This window comes from Streptomyces niger (assembly GCF_000718305.1).
GTDB classification, from domain to species: domain Bacteria; phylum Actinomycetota; class Actinomycetes; order Streptomycetales; family Streptomycetaceae; genus Streptomyces; species Streptomyces niger.
The window spans coordinates 84,520-109,800 of record NZ_JOFQ01000017.1; the positions used below are offsets into that span (position 1 = coordinate 84,520).

Below are 25,281 nucleotides of genomic sequence, written 5' to 3' on the forward strand. Positions count from 1 at the left end.
AGCTTCCGGGTAGTGCCCCGGCACTAGCTGGCTGCGCTGCTGCCGAACTCACGCTCAAGTGCGGCGATCTGGTTGGACCCGAGACCGCGCACACGACGGCTCTCGGAGATGCCCAGCTTCTCCATGAGCTGCTTGGCGCGGACCTTGCCCACGCCGGGCAGCGACTCGAGCAGTGCGGAGACCTTCATCTTGCCGATGACGTCGTTCTCCTGGCCCTGCTTGATGACCTCGTGGAGGGAGGCACCGGAGTGCTTGAGCCGATTCTTGACCTCGGCGCGCTCCCGGCGAGCCGCGGCGGCCTTCTCGAGCGCGGCTGCGCGCTGTTCAGGGGTAAGGGGCGGAAGAGCCACGCCTACGTCACCTCGGATGTCGAACTGTCGGATACGGACCGGTGTGGAACCTAGTCGCCCCGCACCTGCGGAGCAACGAACAACGCGCTTACGTGCGGTGCTCTCGTCGGAGACTAGCGGGCGAGGGCGCCGGAGTCAGCGAGAACAGACGAAAAGTCCTGGTCAGCCTCTGCCGACCAGGACATTTCGGGACCAAAGCACCGGTGAAAGTGCCGGTGCCTGCCACTAACCGACCGCTGCGGCCACATCCGCGGCGATCCGAGCCGCCGCATCGCGCAGACCTGCGGCGTCCGGACCGTGACGGAGAACACCCCGGCTGACACTCGGCACCACATTGCGCACGGCGTCCCCGAAGACCGTCGGCAGGTCGGCGGGCGTCGCCCCCTGGGCCCCGATGCCGGGTGCCAGCAGCGGCCCGTTCACGGCGAGGTCGTACGCGGACAGATCGCCCAGCGTCGCGCCCACGACCGCACCGAAGGAGCCCAGCGGCTCGGCGCCGGCGTTCTCGGCCTTGAGGTGGGCGAGCATGGTGGCGGCGACGGTCGAGCCGTCGGCCCGTACCGCGTGCTGCACCTCCTGGCCCTCGGGGTTGGAGGTCAGTGCCAGCACGAAGAGGCCGCAGCCGTTCTCCTTGGCCAGCTCCACGGCGGGCTTCAGGGAGCCGTAGCCCAGGTACGGGCTGACCGTGAGCGCGTCGGAGAAGAGCGGGCTGTCCTTGCCGAGGAAGGTGTCGGCGTAGGCGGCCATCGTGGAGCCGATGTCGCCGCGCTTGGCGTCCATCAGGACCAGCGCGCCCCGCTCCCGTGCCTCGACGACGGCCGTCTCCAGTACGGCGAGGCCGCGCGACCCGAAGCGCTCGAAGAACGCGGCCTGCGGCTTGAAGACCGCGACGGTCTCGCCGAGCGCCTCGACGACGGTACGGGTGAACCGCGCCAGGCCCGCCACGTCGTCGTTCAGGCCCCAGTCGGCCAGCAGGGAGGCGTGCGGGTCGATGCCGACGCAGAGCGGGCCGCGGGTGTCCATGGCGCGGCGCAGCCGGGCGCCGAACGGCTCCGGAGCCCCGTTCGCGGTGTCCTGGGAGGTCATGCGGTCACCTTCTTGTGCTCGGCGCCGACGGCCTCGGCGAGGGTGGCGTACGGGCTGTTCCGCAGTCGCGCGGCCAGGCCCTTGTGGATCGCGCGGCACCAGAACGGGCCCTCGTAGATGAAGGCGCTGTAGCCCTGCACGAGGGTGGCGCCCGCCAGGATGCGCTGCCAGGCGTCCTCGGCGTTCTCGATGCCGCCGACCCCGATGAGGGTGATGCGGTCGCCGACACGGGCGTACAGGCGGCGCAGCACCTGGAGGGAGCGCTCCTTGACGGGGCGGCCGGAGAGCCCGCCGGTCTCCTGGACGAGCGCGGGGTCGGACTTCAGGCCCAGCCCGTCCCGCGCGATGGTGGTGTTGGTGGCGATGATGCCGTCCAGGCCCAGCTCCACGGCGAGGTCGGCGACGGCGTCGACGTCCTCGTCGGCCAGGTCGGGAGCGATCTTGACGAGGAGCGGGACGCGGCGGCCGGTGACCGTGCGGTCGGCGGCCTCGCGCACGGCGGACAGCAGCGGGCGCAGGTGGTCGACGGCCTGGAGGTTGCGCAGCCCGGGGGTGTTCGGCGAGGAGACGTTGACGACGAGGTAGTCGGCGTGGCCGGCCAGCCGCTCGGTCGAGGTCACGTAGTCGCCGACCGCCTCGGCCTCAGGCACGACCTTGGTCTTGCCGATGTTGACGCCGAGGGTGGTCCTGAACACCGGGTTGCGAGCCGCCAGGCGGGCCGCCACGGCCGCGGAGCCCTCGTTGTTGAACCCCATGCGGTTGATGAGCGCGCGGTCCTTCACGAGGCGGAAGAGGCGCTTCTTGGGGTTGCCGGGCTGCGGCTGCGCGGTGACCGTGCCGATCTCGACGTGGTCGAAGCCGAGCATGGTCATGCCGTCGATCGCGACGGCGTTCTTGTCGAAGCCGGCGGCGAGCCCGAAGGGGCCGTGCATGCGGCGCCCGAGGGCCTCGACGCGCAGCTCCTTGTAGCGGGGCGCGAGGACGGCGGCCACGAAGGTCCGCAGGACGGGGATGCGCGCGGCCAGCCGGATCCAGCCGAAGGCCAGGTGGTGGGCCTGTTCGGGGTCCATGCGCTTGAAGATCAGGTTGAAGAACAGCTTGTACACAGGGGTGTCCTCATGAAGAGGGGGACACCGGGTGGCCGGTGTCCCCCTCGATCGACGGGCTGCTTAGTCGCGGGCCGCGGTCAGGTGCTCCGCGTGCTCCTGGAGGGAGCGCACGCCCACCTCGCCGCGGGACATCGCCTCGATGCCCTGTACGGCGGCCGCGAGGGCCTGGACCGTGGTCAGGCAGGGCACGGAGCGGGCCACCGCCGCCGTACGGATGTCGTAGCCGTCCAGGCGGCCGCCGGTGCCGTACGGCGTGTTGACGATCAGATCGACCTCGCCGTCGTGGATCAGCTGGACGATGGTCTTCTCGCCGTTCGGGCCCTCGCCCTCGGACTGCTTGCGCACGACGGTGGCGTTGATGCCGTTGCGCTTGAGGACCTCGGCCGTACCGGAGGTGGCGAGCAGCTCGAAGCCGTGCTGGACCAGCTCGCGGGCCGGGAAGATCATCGCGCGCTTGTCGCGGTTGGCGACGGAGACGAACGCGCGACCCTTCGTGGGCAGCGCGCCGTACGCGCCGGCCTGGGACTTGGCGTACGCCGTGCCGAAGACCGAGTCGATGCCCATGACCTCGCCGGTGGAGCGCATCTCCGGGCCGAGGACGGTGTCCACGCCGCGGCCCTGCATGTCGCGGAAGCGCGACCAGGGCATCACGGCCTCCTTGACGGAGATCGGCGCATCCATGGGGAGCGTGCCGCCGTCGCCGGTCTTCGGGAGCATGCCCTCCGCGCGCAGCTCGGCGATGGTCGCGCCCAGCGAGATCCGGGCGGCGGCCTTGGCCAGCGGTACCGCGGTGGCCTTCGAGGTGAAGGGCACCGTACGGGAGGCGCGCGGGTTGGCCTCCAAGACGTACAGGATGTCGCCGGCCATGGCGAACTGGATGTTGATCAGGCCGCGGACGCCGACGCCCTTGGCGATGGCCTCGGTGGAGGCGCGCAGCCGCTTGATGTCGAAGCCGCCGAGGGTGATCGGGGGCAGCGCGCAGGCGGAGTCGCCGGAGTGGATGCCGGCCTCCTCGATGTGCTCCATGACGCCGCCGAGGTAGAGCTCCTGGCCGTCGTAGAGCGCGTCGACGTCGATCTCGATCGCGTCGTCGAGGAAGCGGTCGATCAGCACCGGGTGCTGGTCGATGAGGCCGGCGTGCCGCTCCAGGTACTCGCCGAGCGACGGCTCGTCGTAGACGATCTCCATGCCGCGGCCGCCGAGCACGTAGGACGGACGCACCATGACCGGGTAGCCGATCTCGGCGGCGATCTTCTTGGCGTCGTCGTACGAGAAAGCGGTGCCGTACTTCGGGGCGGGCAGGCCGGCCTCGGTGAGCACGCGGCCGAAGGCGCCGCGCTCCTCGGCGAGGTCGATGGCCTCGGGCGAGGTGCCGACGATCGGCACGCCGTTGTCCTTCAGGGCCTGCGCGAGGCCCAGCGGGGTCTGGCCGCCGAGCTGCACGACGACGCCCGCGACCGGGCCCGCGGCCTGCTCGGCGTGCACGATCTCCAGCACGTCTTCCAGCGTCAGCGGCTCGAAGTACAGGCGGTCGGAGGTGTCGTAGTCCGTCGAGACGGTCTCCGGGTTGCAGTTGACCATCACGGTCTCGTAGCCCGCGTCGCTGAGCGCGAAGGAGGCGTGGACGCAGGAGTAGTCGAACTCGATGCCCTGGCCGATGCGGTTCGGGCCGGAGCCCAGGATGATCACCGCGGGCTTCTCGCGCGGCGCGACCTCGGTCTCCTCGTCGTAGGAGGAGTAGAAGTACGGCGTCTTCGCGGCGAACTCGGCGGCGCAGGTGTCGACCGTCTTGTAGACCGGGCGGACGCCGAGCGCGTGCCGGACCTCGCGGACGACGTCCTCGCGCAGCTCGCGGATGCCGGCGATCTGGGCGTCGGAGAAGCCGTGCCGCTTGGCCTCGGCGAGGATCTCGGGGCCGAGCTTGTCGGCGGCCGCGATCTCGTCGGCGATCTCCTTGATCAGGAAGAGCTGGTCGACGAACCACGGGTCGATCTTCGTGGCGTCGAAGACCTCCTGCGGGGTGGCCCCGGCGCGGATGGCCTGCATGACGGTGTTGATCCGGCCGTCGGTCGGGATCTGCGCCTTGGCCAGCAGCTCGGCCTTGTCACCGGGGTCGCCGGTGAAGGTGAAGGAGCTGCCCTTCTTCTCGGTCGAGCGGAGCGCCTTCTGCATGGCCTCGGTGAAGTTGCGGCCGATGGCCATGGCCTCGCCGACCGACTTCATGGTCGTGGTCAGCGTGGCGTCGGCGGCCGGGAACTTCTCGAAGGCGAAGCGCGGCACCTTGACCACGACGTAGTCGAGCGTGGGCTCGAAGGACGCCGGGGTCTTCTCGGTGATGTCGTTCGGGATCTCGTCCAGCGTGTAGCCGACGGCGAGCCGGGCGGCGATCTTGGCGATCGGGAAGCCGGTGGCCTTCGAGGCGAGCGCGGAGGACCGGGAGACGCGCGGGTTCATCTCGATGACGATGACCCGGCCGTCCACGGGGTTGACCGCGAACTGGATGTTGCAGCCGCCGGTGTCGACGCCGACCTCGCGGATGATCGCGATGCCGACGTCGCGCAGGATCTGGTACTCGCGGTCGGTCAGCGTCATCGCCGGGGCGACGGTGATCGAGTCACCGGTGTGCACGCCCATCGGGTCGAAGTTCTCGATGGAGCAGACGACCACGACGTTGTCGTTCTTGTCGCGCATCAGCTCCAGCTCGTACTCCTTCCAGCCGAGGATGGACTCCTCCAGGAGCACCTCGGTGGTCGGGGAGAGCGTGAGGCCCTGGCCCGCGATGCGGCGCAGCTCCTCCTCGTTGTGCGCGAAGCCGGAGCCCGCGCCGCCCATGGTGAAGGAGGGGCGGACGACGACGGGGTAGCCGCCCAGCTCCTCGACGCCCTTCATGACGTCGTCCATGGAGTGGCAGATGTAGGAGCGCGCGGACTCGCCGTGGCCGATCTTCTTGCGGACCTCCTCGACGACCTCCTTGAACAGGTCGCGGTCCTCGCCCTTGTTGATCGCCTCGACGTTGGCGCCGATCAGCTCGACGCCGTACTTGTCGAGGACGCCCTGCTCGTGCATGGAGATCGCCGTGTTGAGGGCCGTCTGGCCGCCCAGCGTCGGCAGCAGCGCGTCGGGGCGCTCCTTGGCGATGATCTTCTCGACGAACTCGGGGGTGATCGGCTCGACGTACGTGGCGTCGGCGATCTCCGGGTCGGTCATGATCGTCGCCGGGTTGGAGTTCACGAGGATCACACGGAGACCCTCGGACTTCAGGACCCGGCAGGCCTGGGTGCCGGAGTAGTCGAACTCGGCGGCCTGGCCGATGACGATCGGGCCGGAGCCGATGACCAGGACGGACTGGATATCGGTGCGCTTAGGCACGCTGGCCCTCCATCAGGCTAACGAAGCGGTCGAACAGGTAGGCGGCGTCGTGCGGGCCGGCCGCCGCTTCGGGGTGGTACTGGACGCTGAAGGCCGGCTGGTCGAGCAGCTGGAGCCCCTCCACCACGTTGTCGTTCAGGCAGACGTGGGAGACCTCGGCGCGGCCGTAGGGGGTGTCGGAGACCTTGTCGAGTGGCGCGTCGACGGCGAAGCCGTGGTTGTGCGCGGTGACCTCGACCTTGCCGGTGACGCGGTCCTGCACCGGCTGGTTGATGCCGCGGTGGCCGTACTTCAGCTTGAAGGTGCCGAAGCCGAGCGCGCGGCCCAGGATCTGGTTGCCGAAGCAGATGCCGAACAGCGGGGTCTTCCGCTCCAGGACGCCCTGCATGAGGGCGACCGGGTGGTCGGCGGTGGCGGGGTCGCCGGGGCCGTTCGAGAAGAACACGCCGTCCGGGTCGACCGCGTAGACGTCCTCGATCGTGGCGGTGGCGGGCAGCACGTGCACCTCGATGCCGCGCTCGGCCATGCGGTGCGGGGTCATGCCCTTGATGCCCAGGTCGATCGCGGCGACGGTGAACTTCTTCGTACCGATCGCCGGGACGACGTACGTCTCCTGGGTGGCGACCTCGGCGGAGAGGTTCGCGCCCTTCATCTCGGGGGCCTGGCGGACCTTCTCCAGCAGCGTGCCCTCGTCGGGCAGCGCCTCGCCGGAGAAGATGCCGACGCGCATGGCGCCGCGCTCGCGCAGGTGGCGGGTGAGCGCGCGGGTGTCGACGCCGCTGATGCCGACGACGCCCTGGGCGGCCAGCTCGTCGTCCAGGGTGCGGACCGAGCGCCAGTTGGAGGGCACCCGGGCGGGGTCGCGGACGACGTAGCCGGAGACCCAGATCTTCTTGGACTCGGGGTCCTCGTCGTTGACGCCGGTGTTGCCGATGTGCGGGGCGGTCATGACGACCACCTGGCGGTGGTAGGAGGGGTCGGTCAGGGTCTCCTGGTAGCCGGTCATGCCGGTGGAGAACACCGCCTCGCCGAAGGTCTCCCCCACGGCCCCGTAAGCACGGCCGCGGAAGCTGCGGCCGTCCTCCAGGACGAGTACGGCGGGAACCTTCTCGGTTCCCCGGGTGGAGGTCGTCATCGTGCGCCTTCCGTTTCGGTGGTCGTGCTGGTCAGCGCCTCGTTGCGCTGAATGGTCTCGTTGAGTGCGGTCACCCAGGCGGGGTGCTCGGCGGCCTGGTCGGAGCGGAAACCGGAGTCGATCTCCTTGTCACCCAGCCGCCAGGTGATCACCAGCAGCCCGCCCTCGGGCAGGACCTTGCCGGCGATGCCCTTGTCCAGGCGGGCGCCGCTCAGGTCGGCTGCCGGGATGAAGAAGTCCTGGGCACCGGGCCGTACGACGTCCACGCCCTGGTCCGTGAGCGTGACCTCGACCCGGCTGCGGGTGCCGAGCCCGCGCGCCACGATCCGGTCGAGCCACTGCCCCGCGGTGGTGGAGCCGTGGTACCGGCCGGCCATCGTGAGCCGCGGCTCACCGAGGGCCTCGGGGGTCTGCGGAAGTTCGGGCAGGTCGCCCTGGAGCGTGCCGCGCCACTTCCAGCCCTCGCGCATCAGCCAGTACAGCAGCGCGATGAAGAGCAGCAGGCCGACGACCCAGCCGATGCGCGCGGGCCAGTTGGTGACCTCGGCCGACTTCTGCGCGGCGGCCAGAGGGATCAAGGTCAAATCAGGTGTCACGCCAGCTTCCCGTCCACGACCGTTGCCCGGCCCCGCAGGAACGTGTGGGTGACGCGGCCCGGCAGCTCGCGGCCCTCGTACGGGGTGTTGCGGCTGCGGGAGGCGAACCCTGCGGGGTCCACAGGTCCACGGTAAGCGGAATCGACCAGGGTGAGGTTGGCGGGCTCGCCAGCCGAGACGGGACGGCCGTGGCCCGCCAGGCGGCCGATGGCCGCGGGGCGTACGGACATCCGGTCGGCGACCTGCGCCCAGGTCAGCAGGCCGGTGTCGACCATCGTGTGCTGGATCACGGACAGCGCGGTCTCCAGGCCGACCATGCCCATGGCCGCCGCGCCCCACTCGCAGTCCTTGTCCTCGTGCGGGTGCGGGGCGTGGTCGGTGGCGACGATGTCGATCGTGCCGTCGGCGAGGGCCTCGCGCAGCGCCATAACGTCGCGCTCGGTGCGCAGCGGCGGGTTGACCTTGTAGACCGGGTTGTACGTGCGCACCAGCTCGTCGGTGAGGAGGAGGTGGTGCGGGGTGACCTCGGCGGTCACGTCGATGCCGCGGGACTTGGCCCAGCGGATGATCTCGACGGAGCCGGCGGTGGAGAGGTGGCAGATGTGCACGCGGGAGCCGACGTGCTCGGCGAGCAGCACGTCGCGGGCGATGATCGACTCCTCGGCGACGGCCGGCCAGCCGCCCAGGCCCAGCTCGGCGGAGACGACACCCTCGTTCATCTGGGCGCCCTCGGTGAGGCGGGGCTCCTGGGCGTGCTGTGCGACGACGCCGTCGAAGGCCTTCACGTACTCCAGGGCGCGGCGCATGATCACCGCGTCGTCGACGCACTTGCCGTCGTCGGAGAAGACCCGGACGTTCGCGGCGGAGTCGTGCATGGCGCCCAGCTCGGCGAGCTTCTTGCCCTCCAGGCCGACCGTGACGGCGCCGACCGGCTGCACGTCGCAGTAGCCGGACTCCTTGCCCAGCCGCCAGACCTGCTCGACGACGCCGGCGGTGTCGGCGACCGGGAAGGTGTTGGCCATCGCGTGCACGGAGGTGTATCCGCCGACCGCGGCGGCCCTGGTGCCGGTCAGGACCGTCTCGGAGTCCTCGCGGCCGGGCTCGCGCAGGTGGGTGTGGAGGTCGACCAGGCCCGGCAGCAGGATCTTGCCGTCGGCCTCGATCACCTGGGCGTCGCCCGCCTCGATGCCGGTGCCCACCTCGGCGATGGACTCGCCGTCGATCAGCACGTCCTGCGGCTCGCCGCCGAGGACCTTCGCGCCGCGGATAAGGATCTTGCCCATGGTTACTTGCTCTCCTCGGTGCGAGTGGTGCTGGTCGTGCTGGGGGTCGAGAGGGCCGGCTCGTTGCCGCCCAGAAGCAGGTACATGACCGCCATACGGATGCTGACGCCGTTGGTGACCTGCTCGACGGCGGTGCAGCGCGGCGAGTCGGCGACCTCGGCGGTGATCTCCATGCCGCGGTTCATCGGGCCGGGGTGCATCACGACGGCGTGCTCGGGCATCCGGGCCATCCGCTCGCCGTCCAGGCCGTACCGGCGCGCGTACTCCCGCTCGGTCGGGAAGAACGCGGCGTTCATCCGCTCGCGCTGGACGCGCAGCATCATCACCGCGTCGGACTTGGCGAGCACGGCGTCCAGGTCATAGGAGACCTCGCAGGGCCAGGTCTCGACGCCGACCGGGACGAGGGTGGGCGGCGCGACGAGCGTGACCTCGGCGCCCAGCGTCGTCAGCAGGTGGACGTTGGAGCGCGCGACGCGGCTGTGCAGGATGTCGCCGACGATCGTGATGCGGCGGCCGTTCAGGTCGCCCTCGCCGCCCGCCAGCCGGCGGCGCATGGTGAAGGCGTCCAGGAGGGCCTGGGTGGGGTGCTCGTGGGTGCCGTCCCCGGCGTTGATCACCGAGCCGCCGATCCAGCCGGAGGTGGCCAGGCGGTGCGGCGCGCCGGAGTCGTGGTGCCTTATGACGACGGCGTCGGCGCCCATCGCCTCCAGGGTCAGCGCGGTGTCCTTCAGCGACTCGCCCTTGGAGACGGACGAGCCCTTGGCGGAGAAGTTGATGACGTCCGCGGAGAGCCGCTTGGCGGCGGCCTCGAAGGAGATCCGGGTACGGGTGGAGTCCTCGAAGAAGAGGTTGACGACGGTGCGCCCGCGCAGGGTGGGCAGCTTCTTGATCGGCCGGTCGGCGACCCGGGCCATCTCCTCGGCGGTGTCGAGGATCAGGACGGCGTCGTCGCGCGAGAGATCGGCGGCCGAGATGAGATGACGCTTCATCCGGTTACTCCGTGAGTGAGGCAGGTATGCGGAAATGTCCGTCGAGCGGGCATGGCTACGCACCCGGGCACGGCCGGGGCGTACGGGAGGGCCTAGCGCTCGGCGGCCTGAGCGGCCTGCGCCTGCTTGTCCTGCTTGACGCCGAGCAGCACGGCGTCCCGGCCGTCCTCCTCGGCGAGCTGGACCTTGACCGTCTCCCGCAGCGACGTGGGGAGGTTCTTGCCGACGTAGTCGGCGCGGATCGGCAGCTCGCGGTGGCCGCGGTCGACCAGGACGGCGAGCTGCACGGCACGCGGCCGGCCGATGTCGTTCAGGGCGTCCAGGGCCGCGCGGATCGTGCGGCCCGAGAAGAGCACGTCGTCGACGAGGAGGACCACGCGGCCCTCGATGCCGTCACCGGGGATGTCGGTGCGCGCGAGCGTACGGGCGGGGCCCAGGCGCAGGTCGTCGCGGTACATGGTGATGTCGAGCGAGCCGACGGGGACCGCGCGGCCGGTGATCTCTTCGAGCTTGGCGGCGAGCCGGCGGGCGAGGAAGACCCCGCGGGTGGGAATGCCGAGCAGGACCACATCCTCGGCGCCCTTGGCGCGCTCCACGATCTCGTGGGCGATGCGGGTCAGCATCCGCGCGATGTCCGGGCCTTCCAGAACGGGGCGCGCCGGAGTCGCAGGTGTTGCGTCCATACGAAACGGACCTCCTTCTCCGCCTCACGGGACGGACCTTAAAGGACGTCGGATTTACCGCATTCACGGTACCAGGGGCCCGAACATCGGCCGTAAGCACCCCTGCCGTTACACGGTATGCCTCATTCGGCTTGACGAAGCCAAATTACGCTGCGTAACCTCACAGTGAGTTACCAGCCGCGCGGCCGAGCCGCATATCGAGACAGCTGTCTGGGGAGCTTTATGTCCAGCGAATACGCTAAACAGCTCGGGGCCAAGCTCCGCGCCATCCGCACCCAGCAGGGCCTCTCCCTCCACGGTGTCGAGGAGAAGTCCCAGGGTCGCTGGAAGGCCGTGGTGGTCGGCTCGTACGAGCGCGGCGACCGTGCCGTGACCGTGCAGCGCCTGGCCGAGCTGGCGGACTTCTACGGCGTGCCGGTCCAGGAGCTGCTTCCGGGCACGACCCCGGGCGGCGCCGCCGAGCCCCCGCCGAAGCTGGTGCTGGACCTGGAGCGGCTCGCCCACGTCCCGCAGGAGAAGGCCGGCCCGCTGCAGCGCTACGCCGCGACGATCCAGAGCCAGCGCGGCGACTACAACGGCAAGGTGCTGTCGATCCGCCAGGACGACCTGCGCACGCTCGCGGTCATCTACGACCAGTCCCCCTCGGTCCTCACCGAGCAGCTGATCAGCTGGGGCGTCCTGGACGCCGACGCGCGCCGCGCGGTACAGCACGAGGACATCTGAGCCTCGGCACCGCAGCAGAAACGACACGCCTCGGGGCGGGAGCCGCTTGCTCCCGCCCCGAGGCGTCTCCATGGGCGGCCACCGCTCACTCCGCCGCCCGGTACAGCCGCCCGATGACCTCGGGCAGCAGCCGTTCGGTGAGCCGGGGCGGCATCGCCTGCAGGACCGCGAGCACCGGCGCCATACGGTCGGGCAGCGCCCCTGACGTGCCGATTCCGGCCGAACCGAGCGCCACGTCGATCTCCTCGGGCGTCAGCGCGTCCGGGTCCGACGCAGCCGCGGCGGCCCGCAGCGCGGGGTCCACCACCGCCGGGCCGCGCTCGCGGGCCCGCGCCACCGCCGCCGTCAGCGCCTCCAGCAGCGCGGCGACGCTCTCCTCCCCCGCCACCGCCGCCGTGACCGTCAGATGCAGGGTCGCGGGCGAGCTCCCGTACGCCGGCTGCGGCTGCAGGTACCAGCCGGCCTGCCGGATCTCGTCGGCGACCACGAACGGGTCGAGGCCCGGCTCGTCCGCCGCCACCGCGACGAGCGAGGCGTCCGGCGACCCGAGCACCCGTAGGCCGTCGATGGCGCCGATGCCGCGCACCAGTTCGCCGGTCGCCCGGTGCACCCGCCGCGCCAGCTCCGTGTAGCCCTCGGTACCGATGTGTTCCACGACTGCCCAGGCCGCGGCCGGCAGCCCCGCGGACTTGGTGCCCTGCAGGGTGGCGTTGACGACCGGACAGCCGGGCCAGGCGGCGTGCGCGAACCAGCCGTACCGGCGCAGCTCCGCGTTCCGCAGCAGCAGGATCGAGGCGCCCTTGGGCGTGTAGCCGTACTTGTGCAGGTCCACCGAGAGCGAGCTGACGCCGGGGACGGACAGGTCGAAGGGCGGCAGCTCCGGCGCGTCGGGGGCCCGCCGCAGATGGCCCAGGTACCAGCCGCCGATGCAGGCGTCCACGTGGCAGAGCACGCCGCGCGCCGCGGCGACCGCCGCGACCTCGGCGACCGGGTCGATCACCCCGTGCGCGTACGAGGGCGCGGAGGCCACCACGAGCGCGGTGCGGTCGGTGAGCGCCGCGGCGACGTCCGCGGCGCGCACCCGGAACGTGGCCGGGTCGACGGGGACGGTTACTGCGCGCAGTCCGAAGAGGGCCGCTGCCTTGTGGAAGGCGGCGTGCGCCGTCTCGGGGAGGAGCACTTCGGGCGCGTCGACCCCGCGCGTACGCCGCGCGTGCTCACGCGCCGTGAGCACGGCCAGGAGGCAGCTCTCCGTGCCACCGCTCGTGAAGGTGCCGGCGGTGGCCCCCGTCCCGCCCAGCAGCCGGGCGGCGGCGCGTACGAGGTCGTTCTCCAGCGCCACGACGCTCGGGAAGGCCGTCATGTCCAGGCCGTGGACCCCGGCGAAGCGGGCGTACGCGGCGGTCGCCAGCTCCTCGGTGCCGGGCAGCCCGGAGTCGTAGACGTACGCCATGGTCCGGCCGCCGCGCACGGGCAGGTCGGCGGCGCGCAGCGCGTCCAGGCGGGCGAGGAGGGTGCCGGGGTCGTCCCCGGCGGCGCGAGGTGCGGCAGATGCGGACATCCGGCCGAACGTAGGGCAGGCGCCGCAACGGCACCAGGCCCGGGCGGAAGAAACCCCTTCCGTCTCCGGGCCCGGTGGATGCGTGCGGAGCCTGGGCGCCGGCGTCAGCCCCGGCGCAGGCTCGGCTTGAGGTCCTTCAGGCGGCCGAGCATGCCGTTCACGAAGGACGGCGAATCGTCGGTGGAGAACTCCTTGGCCAGCTGCACGGCCTCGTCTATCACGACCGCGTCGGGAGTCGCGTCCACCCAGATCAGCTCATAGGCGCCGAGCCGCAGGATGTTGCGGTCGACGACCGGCATCCGGTCGAGCGTCCAGCCGACCGCGTACTGCGCGATCAGCTCGTCGATGCGCTCGACGTGGTCCGCGTACCCCTCGACGAGCTCCAGGGTGTACTCGTTGACCGGGGGCTGCCGGGGGTCGGTCCGGGCGTGCCGCATCCAGTCCGCGAGCACGGTCTGCACGTCGGCGCCGCGCTGGTCGGCCTCGAAGAGGATCTGGAAGGCGCGCTTGCGGGCCTTGTTACGGGCAGCCACGGTTAGCTGTTCACCCGACCGAGGTACTCGCCGGAGCGGGTGTCGACCTTGATCTTCTCACCCGTGGTGATGAAGAGCGGAACCTGGATGACGTGGTCGGTCTCCAGCGTGGCGGGCTTGGTGCCGCCGGTGGAGCGGTCGCCCTGGACGCCCGGCTCGGTCTCCTTGATGGTCAGCTCGACCGCGGCGGGCAGCTCGACGTAGAGCACCTCGCCGTCGTGCTGCGCCACGACGGCCTCGAAGCCCTCGATGAGGTAGTTCGCGGCGTCACCGACGGTCTTGCGGTCGACGTGCAGCTGGTCGTAGGTGTCCATGTCCATGAAGACGAAGTACTCGCCGTCCATGTACGAGAACTGCATCCCGCGCTTGTCGACGTTGGCCGTCTCGACCTTCACGCCGGCGTTGAAGGTCTTGTCCACCACCTTGCCGGAGAGCACGTTCTTCAGCTTGGTACGGACGAAGGCCGGGCCCTTGCCGGGCTTGACGTGCTGGAACTCGACAACGGACCACAGCTGGCCCCCTTCGAGCTTGAGCACCATGCCGTTCTTGAGGTCGTTCGTGGATGCCACGGTTGCGGTATCTCCTGGACTGCAGGTGGTGGGGACCCGGAAGACGCACGCTCCGAGCCCGTCAAGGCTCAGAGGGCGAGCAGCTCCTTGGTCGTGATCGTGAGTAGCTCTGGCCCGCCGTCCGCCTCGGGGCGGACGACGAGTGTGTCGTCGATCCGGACACCGCCGCGGCCCGGGAGGTGGACCCCCGGATCGACGGTGACCGGCACGCAAGCGTCCAGTTTACCCATGGCCGCAGGTGACAGCTGAGGGTCCTCGGCGATTTCGAGCCCGACACCGTGTCCGGTCCACGGTCCGAGGCCCTCTTCGTGCCCCCCTGAAGCCAGCACCTGACGCGCCGCGCGGTCCACTTCGCGACACTCGACCCCCGGCGCGAGAGCCTCCCTCCCGGCCCTCTGGGCTGCGAAGACGAGGTCGTAGAGCTCGATCTGCCAGTCCGCCGGCGTGGTGCCGATGACGAACGTGCGGCCGATCTCGCAACGGTAACCGCGGTAGTCGGCGCCCAGGCTCACGGTGAGAAAGTCGCCTTCCTCGACCCGTCGATCGGTGGGCAGATGGCCCGGGCGGCCGGAGTTCGGGCCGGTGGCCACGGAGGTGGCGAAGGCCGGGCCGTCCGCGCCGTGGTCGACGAGCCGGCGCTCCAGCTCCAACGCGAGATGGCGCTCGGTGCGGCCCACGAGGATCGACTCCAGCAGTTCGCCCAGGGCCTGGTCGGTGATCTCCGCCGCGATGCGCAGGCACGCGATCTCGTCCTGGTCCTTCACCAGCCGCTGCGCCTCCACCGCGCAGCCCAGATCCGCCAGGCGCAGGTCGGGCGCCACGGAGCGCAGCGCGCGGTGGCGGGCCACGGTGAGGTGGTGCTCCTCCACGGCGAGCGCCTCGGCCCCGGCCTTCACGGCGAGGTCGGCGGCGGCGACGACCGGGTCGCCGGTGTGCGCGGGCAGCAGGCTGATCCGCAGGTCCTCCGCCGGCCGCCCCTCCGAGGGCTCGCCGGTGGGGGCGCTGGGACAGAGCAGGGTGTCGCCGCCACCGTGCAGCAGCAGAGCGGCCCCGCGCGGCGCGCAGCCGGCGAGGTAGCGGATGTTGGCGGGGCTCGAAACGAGCGCCGCCGCGGTGTCGGGCGCGCCCGCGCCGGTGCCGGCCGCGGCATAGCGGTCACGCAACCGGGCGCGTCGGGTTGCGTACATGTCTGGCATGTACCGAGCGTACGAGTACGTCGGGCCTCGCGCGCTTTGAGCGCGTCTGAGGGGGTTCCCGGCCCGGTGGGTGCGGGCGGTCGCGGCCGTACGGTGCGGCCGCCCGCGACGGCACCGGGCCGGCAGCCCGTCACCGGGCCGTCAGCCCGTCACCAGGCCGTCAGCCGGTCACCAGGCCGGCGGGCTGGCCAGGCTGCGGGCCACGACCTCGTCGAGCATCCGGGCGGTGGTCGCGACGTCGTGCTGGGAGTTGTCGATGATCGGCAGCCCCGAGCTGTACCAGCCGGCCATCCGGCCGTGGATACGGGCCACCTCTTCGTCGGTCAGCCGGCGGTTTCCGCTGCGCTGGGCGTTGCGTTCCAGCACGATCTCCAGGCCGGGCAGGAGGACGACGGGCAGCAGGCCCGGGCCCACATGGCGCTTCCAGCCGCCGAGCCCGACGACCGGGCGGTCGGGGAAGACGGCGTCGTCGAGGATGCAGGAGATGCCGTTGGCGAGGAAGTTGCGCGCGGCGAAGCCGCAGGTACGGCGCGCGAGGCGGTACTGCGCCTCGGAGTGGTCGTTCCAGCCCTGCTGCGGGTCGGCGAACCCCGAGCGGACCCATTCGCGCACGTCGTCCAGGCTGATGTGCGCGGTGGGGACGCGGCGGATGTCGGCCCAGTGCCGGGCGACGCTGGTCTTGCCGGCGCCGGCCGGGCCGATGAGCAGCACCGCGACGGCGGCGTGCGCGGCGTCGGGCGTGGCCGTGCCGGGCGGCGGCGTGGGCAGCGCGACGGGGTTGCCGGTGGGCAGCTGGATGTGGCCCGTGGTTTCCGGCCGCGGCGCCTGGTGGTTACCGGTCCAGCCCGCGGGCGCGCCCTGCGGCGGGGGCGGCGGGCCCGTGGGCGCCCCTTGCGGGGGCGGCGGGCCCGTCGGTGCACCCTGCGGCGGAGGCGGCGGCGCGACGGGCGCCGGGGGCCGCTGCGGCCCGGAGGGTATGGAACGGGCCTGGGGCTCGGCCCAGGCGCCGGCACCGCCCGGCTGGTGAGGCGATGGCAGCGGAGCCCCCCCTGGGTGCTGCATCCGGTGGCTCTCCGTCTCGTGGGGTGAGGTGGTGGGGTCGTCAGGCCCGGGATTCTCCCGAACGGTACAACCCCCGGCCGTAGTTGTGGGAACGGCCGGGGGCGGCGGGAAGTGCCCGGCGGGCGTCAGGCGGCGATCTCGGCGTGCGCCGCGAGGAGCATCGCCGGGTCCGGGCCCTCCAGCACGGTCGGCTTGGCCAGCCCGTCCAGCACGATGAAGCGCAGCAGGTCGCCCCGGGACTTCTTGTCGACCTTCATGGTCTCCAGCAGCTTGGGCCACTGGTCACCGCGGTAGGTCAGCGGCAGGCCGACGGAGCCGAGGACGGCACGGTGCCGGTCGGCGGTCGCGTCGTCCAGCCGCCCGGCGATCCGGCCCAGTTCGGCGGCGAAGACCATGCCCACCGAAACGGCGGCGCCGTGCCGCCAGTTGTACCGCTCGTTCTTCTCGATGGCGTGCGCGAGCGTGTGGCCGTAGTTGAGGATCTCCCGCAGGCCCGACTCCTTGAGGTCGGAGGAGACCACCTCGGCCTTGACGCGGATGGCGCGCTCGATCAGCTCGGCGGTGTGCGGCCCGTCGGGCCGCTTCGCGCCCTCCGGGTCGCCCTCGATCAGGTCCAGGATGGCCGGGTCGGCGATGAAGCCCGCCTTGATGACCTCGGCCAGCCCCGAGACGTAGTCGTGCACCGGCAGCGAGTCCAGCGCCGCCAGGTCGCACAGCACGCCGGCCGGCGGGTGGAAGGCGCCGACGAGGTTCTTGCCCTCGGCGGTGTTGATGCCCGTCTTGCCGCCCACGGCCGCGTCCACCATGCCCAGCACGGTGGTCGGCACGGCGATCCAGCGCACCCCGCGCAGCCAGGTGGCCGCGACGAAGCCCGCGACGTCGGTGGTGGCGCCGCCGCCGACGCCGATCACGACGTCGGTACGGGTGAAGCCGGTCTGGCCCAGCGCCTTCCAGCAGTACGCCGCGACCTCGGCGGTCTTGGCCTCCTCGGCGTTCGGCAGCTGGATCGCGATGGCCTCGTAGCCCTGGCCCGCGAGGTCCTCGCGCAGCGCCTCACCGGTGGTGGCCAGCGCCTCGGGGTGCAGGACCGCGACGCGCTTGGCCTGGTGGCCGATCAGCTCGGGCAGCTCGCCCAGCAGCTGCCGGCCGACCAGCACGTCGTACGGGTCCGCACCGGCGGAGCCGCCGACGTGGATGCGAGTGGGTGCGTCGGTCATGCTTTCCTCAGCTCCAATGCGTCAAGGACGGCCTCGGCGACGTCCTCGGGGGTGCGCCCCTCCGTGGACACCACCGCGCGGGACACCTCCATGTACAGCGGCCGGCGCTCGGCCATCAGCTCGCGCCAGCGCTGCCGGGGGTTGACGGCCAGCAGCGGGCGCGGCGCGTCCAGGCCCACCCGCTTCACGGCCTCGGCGACGCCCATCTCCAGGAAGACGACGGGCAGTCCGGACAGCAGCTCGCGGGTGGACGCGTCCAGGATCGCGCCGCCGCCGAGCGCCAGGACCCCGGCGTGGTCGCGCACCGCGGCGGCCACGGCCTGCCGCTCCAGCTCCCGGAAGTGCGGCTCGCCCTCGTCGATGAAGATCTCGGAGATCGGCTTGCCGGCGCCCGCGACGATGTCCGCGTCGGTGTCCCGGAAGGTGGTGCCCAGCCGCTCGGCCAGCGCCATGCCGGTCGTGGTCTTGCCCACGCCCATGGGGCCGACCAGCACGACGGCCGGCCCGGTCACCGGCTCGCTCACCGGATCGCCAGGTTGTCGAGGAAGGACTGCACGTTGCGGCGGGTCTCCGGCACGCTGTCGCCACCGAACTTCTCCGCGACGGCGTCCGCGAGGACCAGGGCCACCATGGCCTCGGCGACGATGCCGGCCGCCGGCACGGCGCACACGTCGGAGCGCTGGTGGTGGGCCGCGGCGGCCTCGCCGGTCGTCACGTCGATGGTGGCCAGGGCGCGCGGCACGGTGGCGATCGGCTTCATCGCGGCGCGGACGCGCAGCAGCTCGCCGGTCGTCAGGCCGCCCTCGGTACCGCCGGAGCGGCCCGACGCGCGCTTGATCCCGTCGTCCGTCGCCAGGATCTCGTCGTGCGCCTTCGAGCCGGGCACCCGGGCCAGGTCGAAGCCGTCGCCGACCTCGACGCCCTTGATCGCCTGGATGCCCATGAGGGCACCGGCCAGCCGGGCGTCCAGCCGGCGGTCCCAGTGGACGTGGGAGCCGAGGCCGACCGGTACGCCGTACGCCAGCACCTCGACGACACCGCCGAGGGTGTCGCCGTCCTTGTGGGCCTGGTCGATCTCCTCGACCATCGCCTTCGAGGCTTCCTCGTCGAGGCAGCGCACCGGGTCGGCGTCCAGCTTCTCGACGTCGGAGGGCTTGGGGTACACGCCGTACGGGGCCTTGGCGGCGGCCAGCTCGACGACGTGGCTGACGATCTCGATGCCGGCCGTCTCCTTGAGGAAGGAGCGGGCCACGGCGCCCAGCGCGACACGGGCCGCGGTCTCGCGCGCCGAGGCGCGCTCCAGCACCGGGCGGGCCTCGTCGAAGCCGTACTTCTGCATGCCCGCCAGGTCCGCGTGGCCGGGGCGCGGGCGGGTCAGCGGCGCGTTACGGGCCAGCTCGGCCAGCTCCGCCTCGTCGACCGGGTCGGCCGCCATGACCTTCTCCCACTTGGGCCACTCGGTGTTGCCCACCATGATCGCGATGGGCGAGCCCAGCGACAGACCGTGCCGGACGCCGCCGAGGAAGGTCACCTCGTCGCGCTCGAACTTCATCCGGGCACCGCGGCCATAGCCGAGCCGGCGACGGGCCAGGGCGTCCGCCACCATGTCCGTGGTCACGGGGACGCCGGCCGGAAGGCCCTCCAGCGTCGCCACCAGTGCGGGGCCGTGCGACTCCCCCGCCGTCAGCCAGCGCAACCTGCTCAACTGCCTGGTGGACCAGGAGGTCCAGGCCGCCGACGACCGCGCCGCCGCGCTCGGACCAGGCCGCGGCCAGCGCGGTGGGCCACGGCTCGTACAGCACGTCGAAGAGGGTGCCGGGCCGGGCGGGCACGGCCGCGGCCAGCGCGTCGGTGGTCCCGGCCGGGGTCGTGGCGATCACCAGCGGCGCGTCGAAGGCGCCCGCCGCCTCGTCCCAGGGGGCGGTGCGGACGGCGACGCCCAGCCGCTCGCCCCAGCCGCGCATCTCATCGGCGCGCGCCTGGCTGCGCACGTAGACGGTCACCTCGCCGGTGCAGATCCGGGCGAGCGCGGCCAGCGCCGAGGAGGCGGTGGCGCCGGCGCCGAGGATGGCGGCGCTTTCGACGCTCGTCACGCCGCGCTCGCGCAGCGCCTCCTGGATGCCGGGGATGTCGGTGTTGTCGCCGAGGCGGCGGCCGTCCTCGGTGAAGACGACGGTGTTGACCGCCTCGACGGAGGCGGCGGTGTCGCTGATGGCGTCCAGCAGCGGGATGACCGCGCGCTTGAGCGGCATGGTCAGCGAGAGGCCCGCCCACTCGGCGTCGTCCAGTCCCGCCAGGAAGCCGGGCAGCGCCGCCTCGTCGACCTCGAAGCGGCCGTACTCGCGGCCGGCCAGCCCCAGTTCGTCGTACGCGGCGCGGTGCAGCACCGGGGAGAGCGAATGGGCGATGGGCGATCCGAGGACCGCCGCCTTGTGGTGGGTTCCTGACACGGGTACTGCCCTCAGCCGTTCTCTCACGGGTCCTGTCCTGGCGGTCGCCAGGGCTAACGGGTCTTGTTGAATTCCGCGACGAGCCTTTCGTGCTCGGCGTAGGTCTTGGCGAACTTCGTCTTTCCGTCGATGGCGACGAAGTAGTACCAGCCGTCGTCGGTCGGGTTGACCGCGGCCTTCAGCGCATCGTCACCGGGGTTGCCGATCGGGCCCGGCGGCAGCCCCTTGTAGTAATACGTGTTGTAGGGGTTGTTGTAGTTCTTGATGGCGCTGATCGGAATGTCGAGTTCGCTCTGGTTCTTGATGTAGTTGTACGTCGAGTCGAATTCGAGCTTGCCGTAGGTCTCGGGATTGGCCGGGTCCAGGCGGTTGTAGACCACCTCGGCCATCTTCCGGAAGTCGTCGTGGCTGGTGCCCTCGGCCTGGGTGAGGCTGGCCACCGTGACGAGCTGCATCGGGGATTTCAGCCCGAATTTCTTCGCGTTCGCCGCCAGGTCGTAGCGGGCGTAATTCTGTTTGGCCCGCGCGACCATCTGCTTGAGGACGTCCGCCGGTTTCGCCTTCGGACTCACCGCGTAGGTCGAGGGATAGAGGAAGCCCTCCAGCGGGTCCTTTATGTCGGGGTCGTCGTCCGCCCAGGACGGCAGGCCGAGGTTTTTCGCCTCGCTCGCGGCGACGCTCTTGGTCGTACCGGCCTTCACGTCGAGCTTCTTGTCGATGCGCTCGTAGACCGAGACCGCCCGCATGCCCTCCGGGATCGTCAGGCCGTTGCGGCTCGCCGGGCTGAGCATCAGCTCCACCGCCGACGCGGCCGACATCCCCTTGCGCAGCGTGTAGGCGCCGGGCTGGAGCCCCGCCTTCGCCTTGGGGTTCTCGGTGACCGCGGCGGTGAACGCATCGGCGCTCTTGACCACGCCTTCCTTCTTGAGGAGCAGCCCCATCTGGAGCACGGGCGAGCCGTCCGGGATCTCCACCTGGACGCTGCCGGAACCCTCGCCCTCGAAGTCCGGCGGCGGGGCGAAGCGGTCGTAGGCGAGGTAGCCACCGCCGCCGATCACCGCGAGGGCGACGATCGCGGCGACCGCCCGGCCGCGCCGCTTCGGGCGCTGCTCCCGGCCGCGGCGGTCACCCACCGACCGGCGCTTCTCGCGCGGCGCGGGCTCCTCGTCGGGATCGCCGTCCGCGTCCCCGCCGGAGAAGAAGGCATGGTCCGGCTCGGGTTCGGGCCGGGCCGGCTCGTCCTGCCAGGGCGCGTCGTGCCCGGCCTCCTGCCAGTCGTCGCCCTGCGCGCCGCCGGGGACGGCGGGCATGGGCGCCGTCTGGTCGTGCCGCACCGGCTGGGCCTGGTGCGGCGCCGGGTAGCCGTCGGGCGTGCCGTAGTGGTCCGGTCCGGCGCCGCCGTAGGGGTCGGGCTGCCGGCCGTACGGGTCGGCCTGGCCGTAGTAGGGGTCGGGCTGCTGACCGTAGGGGTCGGCCTGACCGTACGGGTCGGACTGGTGGCCGTACGGGTCGTACGGCACGCCGCCGTTCTGTCCGGCCTGACTGTACGGGTCGTACTGCTGCTGGTGGCCGTACTGGTGCTGCTGCGGGTCGGGGGCGCCGCCCCAGCCCTGCTGCTGACCCTGCCCCGCGTAGGGGTCCTGGTTCCCGTAGGAAGCCTGGCCGCCGTAGGCGCCCTGGTCACCGTAGGACTCTCCGTAGAGAGGGTCCTCCGGATGCCAGGGTTCGGAGCCGTAGCCCCGGCCGTACTCAGTCATCGATCCCCTAGAGCCGCGAGGCGGTGCGCTCCGTGGTCGCAGCGCGGCTTATTTTCTGACCGCCTCTTCTTGCGCGCGCCACTGTTCGAACGCGGCCGGTCGCGCGGAACGTTACCGTACCGCGATCAGCCGCCCGCCTCGACGCTCTCACCAGGGACCTGTCCGGACGTGCGTTCGGTTTCCAGTGCACTCTGAAGGATGACCACGGCCGCCGCCTGATCGATGGCGGAACGGCCCTTTTTGGCCTTCACGCCGGAGGCGCGCATCCCCTGGGCCGCGGTGACCGTCGACATCCGCTCGTCGACCAGCCGCACCGGCACCGGCGCGATGTTCTTCGCCATCTCCTTGGCGAAGGCCCGCACCTTGGCCGCGGCCGGCCCCTCTCCCCCGTTCAGGGAGCGGGGCAGGCCGACGACGACCTCCAGCGGTTCGTACTCCTCGATGATCGCCTTCAGGCGCCGGTGGGCGGCCGGGACGTCACGTCCCGGCACGGTCTCCACCGGGGTCGCGAGGACCCCGTCGGGGTCGCACGAGGCGACCCCGATCCGGGCGTCCCCGACGTCGACGGCGATCCGCCTGCCGCGTCGCATACCGCTCACGTGCCTCAGCCGGCCTGCGCGACGAGGCGCTCGACGGCCTCCAGGGCCTCGGGCACGGCCGCGGCGTTCTGGCCGCCACCCTGGGCGACGTCCGGCTTGCCGCCGCCACCGCCGCCGAGCGTCTTGGCGGCCGTACGGACCAGGTCGCCGGCCTTGATGCCGCGCTCGCGGGCCGCCTCGTTGGTGGCGATCACGGTCAGCGGGCGGCCGTTGGCCACCGAGAACAGGGCGACGACCGCCGGGCGGTCGGACGGGATCCGGCCGCGCACGTCCAGGACGAGCTTGCGCAGGTCGTCGGCGGAGGTGCCGTCGGGCACCTGACCGGAGGCCAGCGCGATGCCACCGACGTTCTTGGCGCCCTCGGCGAGCCCGGCCGCGGCCTGCAGGACCTTCTCCGCGCGGAACTGCTCGATCTGCTTCTCGGCGTCCTTGAGCTTGGCCAGCACGCCGGAGATCTTCTCCGGCAGCTCCTCGGGCCGGCCCTTGACCAGCTCGGTCAGCTGCGAGACGACCGTGTGCTCACGGGCGAGGAAGTTGTACGCGTCGACGCCCACGAGGGCCTCCACGCGGCGCACGCCGGAGCCGATGGAGGACTCGCCGAGCAGCTTCACCAGGCCCAGCTGGGCGGTGTTGTGGACGTGCGTACCGCCGCACAGCTCCTTGGAGAAGTCGCCGATGGTGACCACGCGCACGCGGTCGCCGTACTTCTCGCCGAACTCGGCGATGGCGCCCTGCTTCTTGGCGTCGTCCATGCTCATCACCTCGGCGGTGACGTCCAGTTCGCGCGAGAGCACCTCGTTGATCTTCTGCTCGACGTCCGTGAGGACCGTGCCGGGCACGGCGGTCGGCGAGCCGAAGTCGAACCGGAAGCGGCCCGGGGAGTTCTCCGAACCGGCCTGCGCGGCCGTGGGGCCGAGGGCGTCGCGCAGCGCCTGGTGGGTGAGGTGGGTGGCGCTGTGGGCGCGGGCGATGGCCCGGCGGCGCTTGACGTCGATGGTGGCGAACGCGGGCGAGCCCACGGTGATCTCGCCGACCTGGACCGAGCCCTTGTGGACGGTGACGCCCGGGACCGGCTGCTGGACGTCGCGGACCTCGATCACGGCGCCGGTGTCGGTCTTGATGCGGCCGGTGTCGGCGAGCTGGCCGCCGCCCTCGGCGTAGAACGGGGTGCGGTCCAGGACGACCTCGACCTCGTCGCCCTCGTGGGCGGCCGGGGCGGAGGCGCCGTTGACGACCAGGCCGACGACCGTGGACTCGCCATCGGTGTCGGTGTAGCCGGTGAAGACGGTGGAGCCGGACTTGTCGGCGACCTCGCGGTAGGCCGACATGTCGGCGTGGCCGTGCTTCTTGGCCTGGGCGTCGGCCTTGGCGCGCTCCCGCTGCTCCTTCATCAGGCGGCGGAAGCCGTTCTCGTCCACCGAAAGGCCCTGCTCGGCGGCCATTTCGAGGGTGAGGTCGATCGGGAAGCCCCAGGTGTCGTGGAGCAGGAACGCCTTGTCGCCGGCGAGGACCGTGCCGCCGGCGGCCTTGGTCTCGCTGACGGCGGTGTCGAGGATGTTGGTGCCGGCCTTCAGCGTCTTGAGGAAGGCGGCCTCCTCGGCGAGGGCGACGGTCTCGATGCGCTTGCGGTCCTGGATGAGCTCCGGGTACTGCTGGCCCATCGTCTTGATGACCACGTCGACCAGGTCGGCGACGACCGGGTCGGTGGCGCCGAGGATGCGCATGTTACGGATGGCGCGGCGCATGATGCGGCGCAGCACGTAGCCGCGGCCCTCGTTGCCGGGCGTGACGCCGTCACCGATGAGCATGACGGAGGTGCGCATGTGGTCGGCGACGACGCGGAGCGAGACGTCCGTGTCCTTGCCGGCACCGTAGGCGACGCCGGTGAGGTCGGTGGCCTTGTCGATGACGACGCGCAGGGTGTCGGTCTCGTACATGTTCTGTACGCCCTGCAGGATCATGGCGAGGCGTTCGAGACCGAGGCCGGTGTCGATGTTCTTGCTGGGCAGCTCGCCGAGGATCTCGAAGTCCTCCTTGCCGGTGCCCTCGCCGCGCTCGTACTGCATGAAGACCAGGTTCCAGATCTCCACGTAGCGCTCGTCGTTGACGGCCGGGCCGCCCTCGATGCCGAACTCCGGGCCGCGGTCGTAGTTGATCTCGGAGCACGGGCCGCACGGGCCGGGCACGCCCATGGACCAGTAGTTCTCCTTCTTGCCCAGGCGCTGGATGCGCTCCTTGGGCACGCCGACGACCTCGTGCCAGATGCGCTCGGCCTCGTCGTCGTCCAGGTAGACGGTGATCCAGAGCTTCTCCGGGTCCAGGCCGTAGCCGCCGTCCGCCTGCGAGCTGGTCAGCAGCTCCCAGGCGTACGTGATGGCGCCTTCCTTGAAGTAGTCGCCGAAGGAGAAGTTGCCGCACATCTGGAAGAACGTGCCGTGCCGGGTGGTCTTGCCGACCTCTTCGATGTCGGGCGTGCGCACGCACTTCTGGACGCTGGTGGCGCGCGGGGCCGGCGGCTTGACCTCGCCGAGGAAGTACGGCTTGAAGGGCACCATGCCCGCGGGGACCAGCAGCAGCGTCGGGTCGTCCGCGATGAGCGACGCCGAGGGCACGACGGTGTGCCCGCGCTCCTCGAAGAAGCTCAGCCAGCGGCGGCGGATTTCAGCCGACTCCATCAGTGGTCCTCGTTTCGGTTCGGTCCGGTTGTCCGGGTGATACGTGTCGTGGGGTGGTGTGGCGCGAGCGCTTCGGTCCGGCGGGCAGGCGGCAGTTCGCGCGCCGCCCCGGTCTCCGTCAGACCGAGCGCTTCGTGCAACTGCTCTTCACGGTCCGCCATTCCGTCGCGTACGTCCAATGCAAATCGGCGCAGCCGGTGGCCGGTCTCCACCGCCTTGTCCGCTGCCTGGGCCGCGAGGCTGTCGGGCTGGAGCTTGCGCAGCTTGCTGTGGACCTTGTTGGTGGCCCACACCCCGGCGGCGGCGCCGGTGGTGAACCAGAATGCGCGGCGGAACATC

Annotated in this window: 22 protein-coding genes and 1 pseudogene; 1 reads left to right on the forward strand and 22 read right to left on the reverse strand. The window is 71.5% G+C overall.

Features of this window, described 5'->3' with window-relative positions:
- Nucleotides 1-23: 23 nt before the first annotated feature.
- The 9 genes from IF20_RS27830 to pyrR form a co-directional block, all read right to left on the reverse strand.
- The gene (locus tag IF20_RS27830) at nt 24-350 is read right to left on the reverse strand and encodes an integration host factor (protein ID WP_052868108.1); all 327 of its coding nucleotides are present in this window, start codon (nt 348-350) and stop codon (nt 24-26) included.
- 225 nt (nt 351-575) lie between these two features.
- A complete protein-coding gene (gene pyrF / locus IF20_RS27835; RefSeq protein WP_052868109.1) occupies nt 576-1,436 on the reverse strand; it encodes an orotidine-5'-phosphate decarboxylase in 861 nt (286 codons plus the stop codon).
- Nucleotides 1,433-2,542, reverse strand: a complete 1,110-nt coding sequence (locus IF20_RS27840) for a quinone-dependent dihydroorotate dehydrogenase (protein WP_052868110.1) — start codon at nt 2,540-2,542, stop codon at nt 1,433-1,435. The genes pyrF and IF20_RS27840 overlap by 4 nt, the downstream gene beginning before the upstream one ends.
- 63 nt (nt 2,543-2,605) lie before the next feature.
- Nucleotides 2,606-5,914, reverse strand: coding sequence for a carbamoyl-phosphate synthase large subunit (carB, locus tag IF20_RS27845; RefSeq protein ID WP_052868111.1), 3,309 nt, complete (start codon nt 5,912-5,914; stop codon nt 2,606-2,608).
- Nucleotides 5,907-7,049 carry a glutamine-hydrolyzing carbamoyl-phosphate synthase small subunit gene (gene carA / locus IF20_RS27850; protein ID WP_052868112.1) on the reverse strand — a complete coding sequence of 381 codons (1,143 nt, stop codon included), beginning with the start codon at nt 7,047-7,049 and terminating at the stop codon, nt 5,907-5,909. The genes carB and carA overlap by 8 nt, the downstream gene beginning before the upstream one ends.
- The gene (locus tag IF20_RS27855; protein WP_052868113.1) at nt 7,046-7,645 is read right to left on the reverse strand and encodes a PH-like domain-containing protein; all 600 of its coding nucleotides are present in this window, start codon (nt 7,643-7,645) and stop codon (nt 7,046-7,048) included. The genes carA and IF20_RS27855 overlap by 4 nt, the downstream gene beginning before the upstream one ends.
- Nucleotides 7,642-8,928 carry a dihydroorotase gene (locus IF20_RS27860; RefSeq protein WP_052868114.1) on the reverse strand — a complete coding sequence of 429 codons (1,287 nt, stop codon included), beginning with the start codon at nt 8,926-8,928 and terminating at the stop codon, nt 7,642-7,644. Before IF20_RS27860 ends, IF20_RS27855 begins: the two co-directional genes overlap by 4 nt.
- Nucleotides 8,929-8,930: 2 nt before the next feature.
- Complete coding sequence (locus IF20_RS27865; RefSeq protein ID WP_052868115.1) at nt 8,931-9,917, reverse strand: aspartate carbamoyltransferase catalytic subunit; 987 nt, start codon at nt 9,915-9,917, stop codon at nt 8,931-8,933.
- A 92-nt stretch (nt 9,918-10,009) separates the two neighbouring features.
- A complete protein-coding gene (gene pyrR, locus IF20_RS27870) occupies nt 10,010-10,600 on the reverse strand; it encodes a bifunctional pyr operon transcriptional regulator/uracil phosphoribosyltransferase PyrR (RefSeq protein WP_052868116.1) in 591 nt (196 codons plus the stop codon).
- A gap of 222 nt (nt 10,601-10,822) precedes the next feature.
- On the opposite strand from pyrR, the gene bldD reads away from it, so the two are divergent.
- Nucleotides 10,823-11,323, forward strand: coding sequence for a transcriptional regulator BldD (bldD, locus tag IF20_RS27875; RefSeq protein WP_030610427.1), 501 nt, complete (start codon nt 10,823-10,825; stop codon nt 11,321-11,323).
- Nucleotides 11,324-11,408: 85 nt separating this feature from the next.
- Here the strand turns inward: bldD and IF20_RS27880 are convergent, their stop codons facing one another.
- The 13 genes and pseudogenes from IF20_RS27880 to IF20_RS27940 form a co-directional block, all read right to left on the reverse strand.
- Nucleotides 11,409-12,884 (reverse strand): pyridoxal phosphate-dependent decarboxylase family protein, encoded by a 1,476-nt coding sequence (locus tag IF20_RS27880; RefSeq protein ID WP_052868117.1) that lies wholly within the window; start codon nt 12,882-12,884, stop codon nt 11,409-11,411.
- Between the two features lie 104 nt (nt 12,885-12,988).
- Nucleotides 12,989-13,417 (reverse strand): transcription antitermination factor NusB, encoded by a 429-nt coding sequence (nusB, locus tag IF20_RS27885; RefSeq protein WP_052868118.1) that lies wholly within the window; start codon nt 13,415-13,417, stop codon nt 12,989-12,991.
- Between the two features lie 2 nt (nt 13,418-13,419).
- Nucleotides 13,420-13,986: an elongation factor P gene (gene efp, locus IF20_RS27890; protein ID WP_052868119.1), complete on the reverse strand. Its 567-nt coding sequence runs from the start codon at nt 13,984-13,986 to the stop codon at nt 13,420-13,422.
- Nucleotides 13,987-14,054: 68 nt separating this feature from the next.
- Nucleotides 14,055-15,173, reverse strand: a complete 1,119-nt coding sequence (locus IF20_RS27895) for an aminopeptidase P family protein (RefSeq protein WP_407702564.1) — start codon at nt 15,171-15,173, stop codon at nt 14,055-14,057.
- Between the two features lie 177 nt (nt 15,174-15,350).
- Nucleotides 15,351-16,244, reverse strand: coding sequence for an AAA family ATPase (locus IF20_RS27900; RefSeq protein WP_052868121.1), 894 nt, complete (start codon nt 16,242-16,244; stop codon nt 15,351-15,353).
- A gap of 125 nt (nt 16,245-16,369) precedes the next feature.
- Entirely contained in the window at nt 16,370-17,461 is a 1,092-nt protein-coding gene (aroB, locus tag IF20_RS27905) for a 3-dehydroquinate synthase (protein ID WP_052868122.1), read from the reverse strand.
- A complete protein-coding gene (locus tag IF20_RS27910; protein ID WP_052868236.1) occupies nt 17,458-17,973 on the reverse strand; it encodes a shikimate kinase in 516 nt (171 codons plus the stop codon). Before IF20_RS27910 ends, aroB begins: the two co-directional genes overlap by 4 nt.
- An 8-nt stretch (nt 17,974-17,981) precedes the next feature.
- Complete coding sequence (aroC, locus tag IF20_RS27915; protein ID WP_052868123.1) at nt 17,982-19,166, reverse strand: chorismate synthase; 1,185 nt, start codon at nt 19,164-19,166, stop codon at nt 17,982-17,984.
- A pseudogene (locus IF20_RS27920) lies at nt 19,105-19,911 on the reverse strand (shikimate dehydrogenase); the annotation flags it as partial. The gene aroC and the pseudogene IF20_RS27920, both read right to left, overlap by 62 nt.
- A 53-nt stretch (nt 19,912-19,964) precedes the next feature.
- Nucleotides 19,965-21,668, reverse strand: a complete 1,704-nt coding sequence (gene mltG, locus IF20_RS27925) for an endolytic transglycosylase MltG (protein ID WP_052868124.1) — start codon at nt 21,666-21,668, stop codon at nt 19,965-19,967.
- A gap of 125 nt (nt 21,669-21,793) precedes the next feature.
- Complete coding sequence (gene ruvX, locus IF20_RS27930) at nt 21,794-22,258, reverse strand: Holliday junction resolvase RuvX (protein WP_052868125.1); 465 nt, start codon at nt 22,256-22,258, stop codon at nt 21,794-21,796.
- 14 nt (nt 22,259-22,272) lie between these two features.
- Nucleotides 22,273-24,942 carry an alanine--tRNA ligase gene (gene alaS, locus IF20_RS27935; protein ID WP_052868126.1) on the reverse strand — a complete coding sequence of 890 codons (2,670 nt, stop codon included), beginning with the start codon at nt 24,940-24,942 and terminating at the stop codon, nt 22,273-22,275.
- Nucleotides 24,942-25,280, reverse strand: coding sequence for a DUF6167 family protein (locus tag IF20_RS27940; RefSeq protein ID WP_052868127.1), 339 nt, complete (start codon nt 25,278-25,280; stop codon nt 24,942-24,944). The genes alaS and IF20_RS27940 overlap by 1 nt, the downstream gene beginning before the upstream one ends.
- Between the last annotated feature and the right edge of the window lies 1 nt (nt 25,281).

Bases quoted from the DNA above. Each gene is read 5' to 3' on its own strand.
- pyrF (WP_052868109.1), bottom strand. From the start codon at position 1,436: ATGACCTCCCAGGACACCGCGAACGGGGCTCCGGAGCCGTTCGGCGCC.
- carA (WP_052868112.1), bottom strand. From the start codon at position 7,049: ATGACGACCTCCACCCGGGGAACCGAGAAGGTTCCCGCCGTACTCGTC.
- IF20_RS27860 (WP_052868114.1), bottom strand. From the start codon at position 8,928: ATGGGCAAGATCCTTATCCGCGGCGCGAAGGTCCTCGGCGGCGAGCCG.
- IF20_RS27865 (WP_052868115.1), bottom strand. From the start codon at position 9,917: ATGAAGCGTCATCTCATCTCGGCCGCCGATCTCTCGCGCGACGACGCC.
- pyrR (WP_052868116.1), bottom strand. From the start codon at position 10,600: ATGGACGCAACACCTGCGACTCCGGCGCGCCCCGTTCTGGAAGGCCCG.
- bldD (WP_030610427.1), top strand. From the start codon at position 10,823: ATGTCCAGCGAATACGCTAAACAGCTCGGGGCCAAGCTCCGCGCCATC.
- IF20_RS27880 (WP_052868117.1), bottom strand. From the start codon at position 12,884: ATGTCCGCATCTGCCGCACCTCGCGCCGCCGGGGACGACCCCGGCACC.
- IF20_RS27895 (WP_407702564.1), bottom strand. From the start codon at position 15,173: ATGTACGCAACCCGACGCGCCCGGTTGCGTGACCGCTATGCCGCGGCC.
- IF20_RS27900 (WP_052868121.1), bottom strand. From the start codon at position 16,244: ATGCAGCACCCAGGGGGGGCTCCGCTGCCATCGCCTCACCAGCCGGGC.
- aroB (WP_052868122.1), bottom strand. From the start codon at position 17,461: ATGACCGACGCACCCACTCGCATCCACGTCGGCGGCTCCGCCGGTGCG.
- mltG (WP_052868124.1), bottom strand. From the start codon at position 21,668: ATGACTGAGTACGGCCGGGGCTACGGCTCCGAACCCTGGCATCCGGAG.
- ruvX (WP_052868125.1), bottom strand. From the start codon at position 22,258: ATGCGACGCGGCAGGCGGATCGCCGTCGACGTCGGGGACGCCCGGATC.
- alaS (WP_052868126.1), bottom strand. From the start codon at position 24,942: ATGGAGTCGGCTGAAATCCGCCGCCGCTGGCTGAGCTTCTTCGAGGAG.
- IF20_RS27940 (WP_052868127.1), bottom strand. From the start codon at position 25,280: ATGTTCCGCCGCGCATTCTGGTTCACCACCGGCGCCGCCGCCGGGGTG.